Origin of the sequence: Telmatospirillum sp. J64-1 (assembly GCF_006980715.1) — a bacterium.
Taxonomy (GTDB): Bacteria; Pseudomonadota; Alphaproteobacteria; order Rhodospirillales; family Magnetospirillaceae; genus Oleiliquidispirillum; species Oleiliquidispirillum nitrogeniifigens.
Map to the genome: position 1 here is coordinate 151,516 of NZ_SBHN01000010.1, position 9,793 is coordinate 161,308.

The window sequence follows — 9,793 nt, forward strand, 5'->3', positions numbered from 1 at the left end:
GTCGGGGCGGGGGGGTGCGTTACAAGAACGCCAGTTTCGTTCACGACTTCGGAGGCAAAATGGCCGCCTATCAATACATCTATGTGATGAAGAACCTGTCCAAGGTTTATCCGGGCGGCCGCGAGGTCATCAAGAATATCAGCCTGTCCTTCCTGCCCGGCGCCAAGATCGGCGTGTTGGGGCATAACGGTGCCGGTAAGTCGACGCTGCTGCGGATCATGGCCGGCATCGACAAGGAATTTGGCGGCGAGGCCTGGGCGGCCGAAGGGGTCAAGGTCGGCTATCTGTCGCAGGAACCCCAGCTCGATCCGGCCAAGGACGTGCTGGGCAACATCCTGGAAGGCGTGGCCGAGAACAAGGCGCTGCTCGATCGCTTCAACGAGGTGTCGGCGAAGTTCGCCGAGGAACTGACCGATGACGAGATGAATGATCTCATCGCCGAGCAGGCCGAGTTGCAGGACAAGATCGACGCCAAGAATCTGTGGGACCTGGACCGTCAGGTCGAGATCGCCATGGATGCCCTGCGCTGCCCGGCCCCCGATTCCGATGTGACCAAGCTGTCGGGCGGCGAGCGCCGCCGCGTCGCGCTGTGCCGCCTGCTGCTCTCGGCCCCCGACATGCTGCTGCTCGACGAACCGACCAACCATCTGGACGCCGAATCGGTGGCTTGGCTGGAACGCTTCCTCGAGGAATACAAGAGCACCGTGGTCATCGTCACCCACGACCGCTACTTCCTGGACAACGTGACAGGCTGGATTCTGGAACTGGACCGCGGCCAGGGCATTCCCTACGAAGGCAACTACACCGCCTGGCTGGAGCAGAAGGAAAAGCGGCTGGAGCAGGAAGCCCGCGAGGAATCCGCGCGCCAGCGGACCATCAAGGAGGAACTGGAATGGGTCCGCGCCAGCCCGCGTGCCCGCCAGACGAAGAGCAAGGCGCGCATCACCGCCTTCGAGACACTGGTCGCCCAGTCCCAGGAGAAGCAGGCCGGGGTGGCGCAGATCACCATTCCGCCGGGTCCGCGCCTGGGCAACAAGGTCATCGAGGCTGAGGGCGTGTCCAAGGCTTTCGGCGACCGTCTGCTGTTCGAGAATCTGAGCTTCCGTCTGCCGCCGGGCGGCATCGTCGGCGTCATCGGCCCCAACGGCGCCGGCAAGACCACGCTGTTCCGCATGATCACCGGGCAGGAACAGCCGGATAGCGGCACCTTCACCGTCGGTGAGACGGTGCAGCTCGGCTATGTCGACCAGTCGCGCGACGCGCTGGACGACAAGAAGACGGTGTGGGAGGAAATCTCCGGCGGCCTGGACGAAATCGACCTGGGCCGGCGCAAGATCCCCTCGCGCGCCTATTGCTCGCTGTTCAACTTCAAGGGCTCGGACCAGCAAAAGAAGGTCGGCGTGCTGTCGGGCGGTGAACGCAACCGCGTGCATCTGGCCAAGATGATGAAGCGTCCCGCCAACGTCATCCTGCTCGACGAACCGACCAACGACCTGGACGTGGATACCCTGCGCGCCTTGGAAGAGGCGCTGATGGAATTCCCCGGCTGCGCCGTGGTCATCTCGCACGATCGCTGGTTCCTCGACCGCATCGCCACTCATATCCTGGCCTATGAGGGCGACAGCCAGGTCGTGTGGTTCGAGGGCAATTACCAGGATTACGAGGCCGACCGTAAGCGCCGCCTGGGCGCCGAGGCCGACCAGCCCCACCGCATCAAGTACAAGCCGCTGACCCGCTAGGTCTTTCCGGTCGGTACAAGCTATAGGGGCCGTCCCGGTGGGTCGGCCCTTTTTGTTGTGCCGGAAGAGGTTGCTCTCTACCCCCAAAGAGGTAATTCAGGGTTGCCAATCCCTTTTCTTTAGTCCATAGGACTGAAACGGTGACCGAATGAGAAAGGCGGAGAGGCATCTTGCGCGGAGCGTTCGTCTGTTTCCTGTTGGGGATGATGGTGGCTTCACCCGCCATGGCCACCCCCAAATTCCTGCATTGCGTGCCCTTCGCCCGTGAGGCGTCCGGCATCGAATTGCATGGCGACGCCTGGACCTGGTGGTCCTCGGCCAAGGGCCGCTACGACCGGGGCGCTTCTCCCAAGCCCGGCTCCGTCCTTGTCTTCAAGAAGGGTGGCAGCATGGTCCATGGCCATGTCGCCGTCGTTTCCTCGGTGGTGGATACCCGCCGCATCCGTGTCGATCACGCCAATTGGGCCCCGCGCGGCGCCGCCGGGCGGGGCAAGGTCACGGAAGACGTGCAGGTGCTGGACGTCTCGCCCAAGAACGATTGGTCGCAGGTCCGCGTCTGGCATGCTCCCAGCGGCGATTTCGGTGTCCGTGTCTACGCCGCCTATGGCTTCATCTATGCGCCCGCAAAGGGCTTGGCTGCCGAGTCCGCCCCCGCCGGAGAAGTGCCGGACGGCTGTGGCGAGGCGCAATGCCCGCAACTGGGCGCGGCGGAGTAGCACGCGATAGAGCCGCTGCCCTGGTTTCCTTGCTGAAGACGGTGGCAGGAGACGGGCATGGATATCAGCAGGCCAGCCCGGCGGCATGGCCGGAAGCCCAGGCCCATTGGAAATTGTAGCCGCCCAGCCAGCCGGTCACGTCCACCACTTCCCCGATGAAATAAAGGCCCGGCACGGTCTTGGCTTCCATGGTTGCCGAGGACAGGCAGGCGGTGTCGATGCCGCCCAGGGTGACTTCGGCCTTGGCCCAGCCTTCCGTGCCCTGGGGCAGGACTTCCCATTGCTTCAGCTTGCGCGCGGCCTCGGCCAGTTCCTTGTTGGAATGCTGGACCATGGGCTTGGGCGGGGGCAGGTGACGGTCCCACCAGCCTTGCACGAAGCGGCGGGGCAGGGCGTTGGACAGCAGGGTGGTGGGCAGGGCCTTGTCCTGGCGGTGCGGAAGGAAGATCTCCTCCATCGGGTCGATGCCGGGCAGCAGGTCGATATGGATCGGCTGGCCGGGCCGCCAATAGGACGAGATCTGCAGGATCGACGGGCCGCTGAGGCCGCGATGGGTGAACAGCAGGGCTTCGCGGAAACGGCGCTTGCCGATGAAGACCTCGGCATCCAGCGAAATGCCGGCAAGCTCGGCGCAGAAGGCGCGCAGTTCCTGCCCGAAGGTCAACGGCACCAGGGCGGGGCGCAGTTCCGTGATGCCGAGGCCGAATTGCCGGGCGATGCGGTGGCCGAAATCGCTGGCGCCGATCTTGGGGATGGACAAGCCGCCGGTGGCGACCACCACCGAGGCGGCCATGATGGTGCCGCGCCCCGTCTCCACCACGAATCCGCCCTCGGCGGCGCGGTCGATCTTGTGGACGGGGCAGTCCAGTTCGATGCGTCCCCCTGCCGCCTCGGTCTCGCGGCGCAGCATGTCGATGATGTCCTGGGCGGAATGGGTGCAGAAAAGCTGTCCCAGGTCGCGCTCGTGCCATTCGATGCCGTGTTCCTCGACCATGTCCAGGAAGTCGCGCGGGCGGAAGCGGGCCAGGGCGGATTTGCAGAAATGCGGGTTGCCCGACAGGTAGTTGGCCGGGCTGACGTCGAGATTGGTGAAATTGCAGCGCCCGCCGCCCGAGATGCGGATCTTCTCGGCCAGTTTCGGGGCGTGGTCGAGCAGGATCACCGACCGCCCGCGCTTTCCGGCCGTCAGGGCGCACATCAGCCCCGCCGCGCCCGCGCCGATAATCACCACGTCCTTGTTCGTCATGTTGTCCTCCGCCCGATTGCTCGGTGGTCTAACGATGACCAAGGAAAGGAGCAAGGAGAAAGCGCCTGCCGGGTGAACATGAAGGATAGGGTCTTTCCCTTGTATTGGCGTTTCTTTGGGGTATCCTGTTGACGCCTCTGGCGGTGCGCCCGCCGGATATGAGGGCCACGAACGCGCAGGAGACGATGCACGGATTCGCCGAGCAATGGAGTCCGTATCTGGTCGAGCTTGTGCCCGATCTGGTATGTGTGTGCGTGGAAGGCGAAATCATTTTCGTCAACAGCGCCGGAGCCTCCCTTCTGGGTTTTGCCGCGCCGGCCGCGTTGAAGGGCCGTTCCCTCGCCGATTTCGTCCGTCCCGACTTCCTCGAACTCTTCCGCTCCAACCTGGACATCCTTTCCGAGGAGGACGGGGAAATCCTGCCCCTGGTTCTCGTCCGTCAGGATGGCCGGCCGGTCGAGGTGGAATTGTCCGCCCGCCTCCTGACCATGGGCTATGGCGGTGTCGCCGTGCTGATCCATGGCCGCGACGTCACCGACCGCAACCGTGCGGCGGAAATCCTCCAGCGCAATGAAGAACGCTACCGCCGCCTGGTGGACATGGCGCTGGACTTTACCTGCATCGTCTCGGGCGGGGCGGTCTCCTTCATCAATGCCGCAGGCCTGCGCCTGCTCGACGCCTCCTCACCCGACCAGGTGATCGGCCTGGCTTTTGCCGAACTGGCCCATCCCGATTATCGCGCCCTGCTGCGGGAGGGGCTGGACGCCCTGGTGGACGAGCGTGACCCCATGCCGGTCAAGTTCCTGTCGCTGACCGGCAAGGTGGTGGATGCCGAAATCGCCGTCCTGCCGTTCGGCGGGCCGGACGAACAGGTCTACATGATCGAGGCGCGCGACATCAGCGAGCGCAAGCGCGCCGCCGAGGCCTTGCAGGAGCGCGAGCAGCGCCTGCAGGGCATCATGGACTCGGTCGCCGAGGGCATCATCACCGCCGACGAACGCGGTGTCATCCAGTCCCTGAACCCTGCGGCCGAGGCCTTGTTCGGCTGGAAAGCCTCGGAACTGGTGGGCCAGAACCTGTCCGTGCTGATGCCTTCCCGACAGGCCCAGGCCCATGATGGCTATATCGCCCATTACCTGAAGACCGGCGAGGCCAAGGTGCTGGGCCATTCGCGCGAGATGGAAGGGCGGCGGCGCGACGGTTCCGTCTTCGCCCTGGATCTCAACGTCACCGAATTGCGTCAGGGCGAGGCCCGCCTGTTCATCGGCATCGTGCGTGACGTGACCGAGCGCAAGCGCACCGAGGAAGCCCTGCGCCGCGCCCGCGACGAATTGGAGGCGCGGGTCGAGGAACGGACCGCCGAACTGCGCCGCCTGTCCCATCAGACCACGCAGATCCTCAATTCGGCGGGAGAGGGCATCGTCGGCATCGACCGCGACGGCAACGTCACCTTCGCCAATCCCCGCGTGGCTGAGTTGAGCGGCTTCTCGCCCGGGGAACTGGTCGGGCGGTCGCTGTCCGACCTGCTGATCCGGACCGTGGGGCAGGAGGATGACCTGGACGTGCTGCCGCTGGGCATGGCGATCTCGCTGGGCTTGGTCGAGCAGAACACGGAAATGGAATTCCGCCGCAAGGACGGTACTTCCTTCCCCATCGAGATCGCCAGCGCGCCGATGGAGGACGGCGGGGTGCTGCTCGGTTCGGTGATGATGGTGCGCGACATCACCGAGCGCAAGCAGGCGGAGGAGAAGTCGCGCCTGGCGGCGACGGTCTTCGAGACCACGGCCGAGGCCATCATGGTCCTCGATTCCGACTTCCGCGTCACCATGGTCAATCCCGCCTATACCGTCATCACCGGCTATCAAGCGGCCGAGGTGACCGGCGCACGGCCTTTCTTCCTGGTCACCGGCGAGGAGGGCGAGGATTTCTACGTTGAAATGTGGCGCGCGGTGCGCGAGGAGGGGCGCTGGGAAGGCGAGCAATGGAACCGCCGCAAGGATGGCGCCCGTTATGCCGAGCGTCTGGCGATCTCGGTCATCCGTGACGAACACGGCCAGCCCAGCCAGCATGTGGTGGTGTTCAGCGATATCACCCAGCGCAAGCTGGACGAGGAACGCATCCGTTATCAGGCCAATTACGACGGCCTGACGGGCTTGCCCAACCGCACCCTGTTCCTCGACCGCCTGGGGCAGGCCGTGGCTTCGGCGCGCCGCTCCCACCAGCGCGTCGGCCTGATGTTCATCGACCTGGACGGCTTCAAGCTGGTCAACGACACGCTGGGCCACGATATCGGCGACGAATTGCTCAAGGAGGCGGCGCGGCGTCTGCAGGATTGCGTGCGTTCCGGCGATACCGTGGCGCGGCTGGGCGGCGACGAATTCACCGTGATCATGCCCGATCTCGGCGGGGTGCAGAACGCGTCGCTGGTGGCCGGGCGCATCATCGCCGCCCTGGAAAAGCCGATGATCCTGAACGGCCACGAGGCCTTCGTCTCGGCCAGCATTGGCCTGACCACCTTCCCCGAGGACGCGCAGGACCCCCATGCCCTGCTCAAGAATGCCGATGCCGCCATGTATCGCGCCAAGGAACAGGGCAAGGCCAATTACCAATTCTTCACCGCCGACATGAATGCCCAGGTCAAGGAAAGGTTGGTCATCAAGAACGGCCTGTCCAAGGCCCTGGAACGCGACGAATTCGTTCTGTTCTACCAGCCCAAGGTCGAACTCGGCAGCAACCGCATCGTCGGCGTCGAGGCGCTGCTGCGCTGGCGCAATGCCGATCTGGGGCTGGTCTCGCCGGTTAAGTTCATCCCCATTCTCGAGGAAAGCGGGCTGATCGGCCCGGTGGGGGAATGGGTGCTGGACGCCGCCTGCCGCCAGCACAAGGCCTGGAGCGAGGCCGGTTTCGAGATTCCCGTGGCAGTCAACCTGTCGGTGCGCCAGCTGCGCCAGCCCGGCTTCGCCCGCGTGGTCGAGGACCTGCTCAACCGGGCCGATGTGCGTCCCTGGGGGCTGGAACTGGAAATCACCGAGAGCATGATCATGAAGGACACCGAGAATGCGGTGTCCACCTTGCGCGAATTGCACAATATGGGCATCAACCTGGCGATGGACGATTTCGGCACGGGCTATTCCTCGCTCAGCTACCTGAAGCGTTTCCCGCTGGACGTGATCAAGATCGACCGTTCCTTCGTCAACGACATCGCCACCGATCCCGACGACCTGGAAATCATCCGCACCATCATCAGCATGGGCCATTCCCTGCGCCGCCGCATCATCGCCGAAGGCGTCGAGACGGTGGAGCAGCGGCAATTGCTCGAAGCCCTGAACTGTGACGAGATCCAGGGCTATCTCATCAGCCGCCCCGTTCCCGCCGAGGAACTGACCCGCATGCTGCAAGCCCAGGCCTCGGCGGAGGCCGCGCTCGAAGTGGGGTGAGGGACGCATGGCTGCCCTGCGCCGTTGCGGGCTCTTTGCCGTCCAAGCTGCATGACTCCAAGCAAATCAGGGGGATGAGTGGTTCCGCGGCTTTGGGCGGAGCCCAAGGAGGCCCATTCTTTCACGATGAAGACTGGATTTCAGAGGGCGGCTAGCCAAATGCGTGCAGGGCACACATATTAGGCCAAACCCGAAGGAGGACCCGAATGGCTGGCGTGGAAATCTACACCACCTCTATTTGCCCCTATTGCTACCGCGCCAAGCGGCTGCTCGACGAGAAGGGGGTGCGCTATACTGAGATCGATGTGATGTCCCAGCCCGCCAAGCGCGACGAGATGACCCGCCGTGCCGGGGGGCGCACTTCGGTGCCGCAGATCTTCATCGGCGAAGAGCATGTCGGCGGCTGCGACGATCTCTACGCGCTCAATGCGTCGGGCAATCTCGATCCTCTGCTGGAGAAGCTTTCATGAGCCAAAGGTTCAAGGCCGCCTGTATCCAGGTCAATGCGCTCAACGACATGCAGGCGAATATCCAGGCGGCCGGCGACTTGGTGCGCCGGGCCCGCGACGCGGGGGCCGATCTGGTGTTGATGCCCGAGAATGTGGCGATGATGGAATGGGGCAGGGCCAATATCCTCGCCAAGTCCCAGCCCGAATCCGAGCATGCGGCCTTGGCGGCGTTCCGCGAGCTGGCGCGCGAGACGGGGGCCTGGCTGCATTGCGGCACCCTGGCGATACGGCTGCCCGGCGACATGGTGGCCAATCGCAGCTATGTGCTCGATCCCACTGGCGAGATCGCCGCCTGGTACGACAAGATCCACATGTTCGACGTCTGTCTGCCCGGCGGCGAGACCTATCGCGAATCGGCGACCTTCCAGCCCGGCGACCGGGCGGTGGTGGCGCGCACGCCCTGGGGTGGGCTGGGGCTGACGATCTGCTATGATCTGCGCTTTCCCTACCTGTTCCGCAGCCTTGCTCATGCCGGCGCCGACTTCCTGGCGACTCCGGCGGCTTTCACCCGCACCACCGGCATGGCCCATTGGCATGTCCTGCAACGGGCGCGGGCCATCGAGACCGGCTGTTATGTCTTCGCCCCCGCCCAATGCGGCACCCATATCAACGACCGGCAGACCTATGGCCATGCTTTGATCGTCGCGCCTTGGGGGGAAGTCCTGGCCGATGCGGGCGAGGAACCGGGCTTCGTCATCGCCGAGATCGACACGGCCCGCGTGGCCGAGGCCCGGCAGATGGTCCCGGCGCTGACCCATGACCGCAGCTATCACCTGGCCGAAGAGGCGGTGCCGGCGGAATGATCCTGTCCGCCGCCGTCCTGCTCAGGGCGGCGGCAGGATGGCGATCAGCAGCGTCAGGGTGACGATCGAGCCCAGCGTGGACAGCATCACGACGGCCGTGGCCCGGGCGGTGTAGATGTCGTATTTGCGGGCAAGGATATAGACATTGGCGCCGGTGGGCAGGGCGGCGCCGAGGACGGCGACGGTCACCCAGCCGGGGGGCAGGGCGAAGACATGGATGCTGGTGACCCAGACCAGGGCGGGCATGACCACCAGCTTCAGCGCCGTCATGGTCAGGCTTTCGCGCAGGTCGCCGGCCAGCTTGAAGGACGCCAGGGTCGCGCCGACCGCGAAAAGGGAAAGCGGCCCGGCCCCCCGTTCCAGCAGCGACAGGGTCTCGTCCAGCATCACCGGCAGGCCCAGCCCGGTGAAGCCATAGGCCAGGCCGCTCAATGCGCCCAGCACCACCGGGTTGGACAGGACGGAACGCAAGGTGGTGGCCAGGGTATGTCCCCAATTCCTGCCGCTGCCGCGGCTGATCTGGATGGCCAGCGTCGTCGTCGTGAACTGGACGGCGGAATGAATGGTGACGATCAGGGTGAGGGGCAGCAGGCCGGCATCGCCATAGGCGCGTTGCACCAGGGGAAAGCCGATCAGCACCAGGTTCGAGAAGGAGGCCGACATGGCGCCGACGGCGCTGAAATCGCCCTTGTTGCCGAAAAGATGGCGCGACACCAGCCAGCTCAGGCCGAAGAGCAGCAGCATCCCGCTGAAATAGGCGCCCAGGATCGAGATATCGAATTGCTGCTGCACGGCACCGCCCGCCATCGTCCGGAACAGCAGGGCCGGGATGGCGATGTAGAAGACGAAATTGACGATGCCGCCGACGCCGCTGTCAGAGATCAGCTTGAGCCGGGCGAAGAGATAGCCGCAAGCGATGACGGCGAAAACCGGCAAGACGATTTCAAGCGTTCCCTGCACTCGGACCTCCCCCTTGGATAGCGGTCGGGGATCATACAGGACCGTACACTTGGCACCAGCGTCATGGGATGAAGGCATGCGCACCGCGCATAGCAGGAATGCGCATCATGCTTCCTATTCCTTTTGACAGGCGCGGTTCATCGGGGCTAAAAACCGGCCTCCCGACGACGGGGCGGACGGCGAGGCGGCGCGATGGCACCGGTAGGATTGTCCGGGCTCTTTGACAAGTGAAGACGGAAGGGATGCGCAGGCGGCGGCGACCGGAATGGTCTTGCTTCTTGTGCATCTTAAAAGAGAAACACGCTCTATTGAGATATGTGCAGGAAGCGAGCTCTTGATTGCTGACATGGTCAGCAAGTCAACTTGAGAGTTTGATCCTGGCT

General features: G+C 64.5%; 7 protein-coding genes. 5 read left to right on the forward strand and 2 right to left on the reverse strand.

Annotation, left to right across the window (positions count from 1 at the left end):
• Positions 1 to 59: 59 nt before the first annotated feature.
• Positions 60 to 1,739: an energy-dependent translational throttle protein EttA gene (ettA, locus tag EPD66_RS11635; RefSeq protein WP_142848676.1), complete on the forward strand. Its 1,680-nt coding sequence runs from the start codon at positions 60 to 62 to the stop codon at positions 1,737 to 1,739.
• A 170-nt stretch (positions 1,740 to 1,909) separates the two neighbouring features.
• Entirely contained in the window at positions 1,910 to 2,455 is a 546-nt protein-coding gene (locus tag EPD66_RS11640) for a CHAP domain-containing protein (RefSeq protein ID WP_255448455.1), read from the forward strand.
• A 64-nt stretch (positions 2,456 to 2,519) separates the two neighbouring features.
• On the opposite strand, the gene EPD66_RS11645 is transcribed toward EPD66_RS11640, so the two are convergent.
• Positions 2,520 to 3,701, reverse strand: coding sequence for an NAD(P)/FAD-dependent oxidoreductase (locus EPD66_RS11645; RefSeq protein ID WP_142848677.1), 1,182 nt, complete (start codon positions 3,699 to 3,701; stop codon positions 2,520 to 2,522).
• A gap of 185 nt (positions 3,702 to 3,886) precedes the next feature.
• On the opposite strand from EPD66_RS11645, the gene EPD66_RS11650 reads away from it, so the two are divergent.
• The 3 genes from EPD66_RS11650 (at position 3,887) to EPD66_RS11660 (ending at position 8,450) form a co-directional block, all read left to right on the forward strand.
• Positions 3,887 to 7,138 carry a PAS domain S-box protein gene (locus tag EPD66_RS11650; protein ID WP_185961377.1) on the forward strand — a complete coding sequence of 1,084 codons (3,252 nt, stop codon included), beginning with the start codon at positions 3,887 to 3,889 and terminating at the stop codon, positions 7,136 to 7,138.
• Between the two features lie 206 nt (positions 7,139 to 7,344).
• Complete coding sequence (grxC, locus tag EPD66_RS11655; protein ID WP_142848679.1) at positions 7,345 to 7,608, forward strand: glutaredoxin 3; 264 nt, start codon at positions 7,345 to 7,347, stop codon at positions 7,606 to 7,608.
• Positions 7,605 to 8,450, forward strand: a complete 846-nt coding sequence (locus EPD66_RS11660; RefSeq protein WP_142848680.1) for a carbon-nitrogen hydrolase family protein — start codon at positions 7,605 to 7,607, stop codon at positions 8,448 to 8,450. The genes grxC and EPD66_RS11660 overlap by 4 nt, the downstream gene beginning before the upstream one ends.
• 21 nt (positions 8,451 to 8,471) lie before the next feature.
• Here EPD66_RS11660 and EPD66_RS11665 read toward each other — a convergent pair whose 3' ends face one another.
• Entirely contained in the window at positions 8,472 to 9,410 is a 939-nt protein-coding gene (locus tag EPD66_RS11665) for an AEC family transporter (RefSeq protein ID WP_185961378.1), read from the reverse strand.
• Positions 9,411 to 9,793 lie beyond the last annotated feature (383 nt).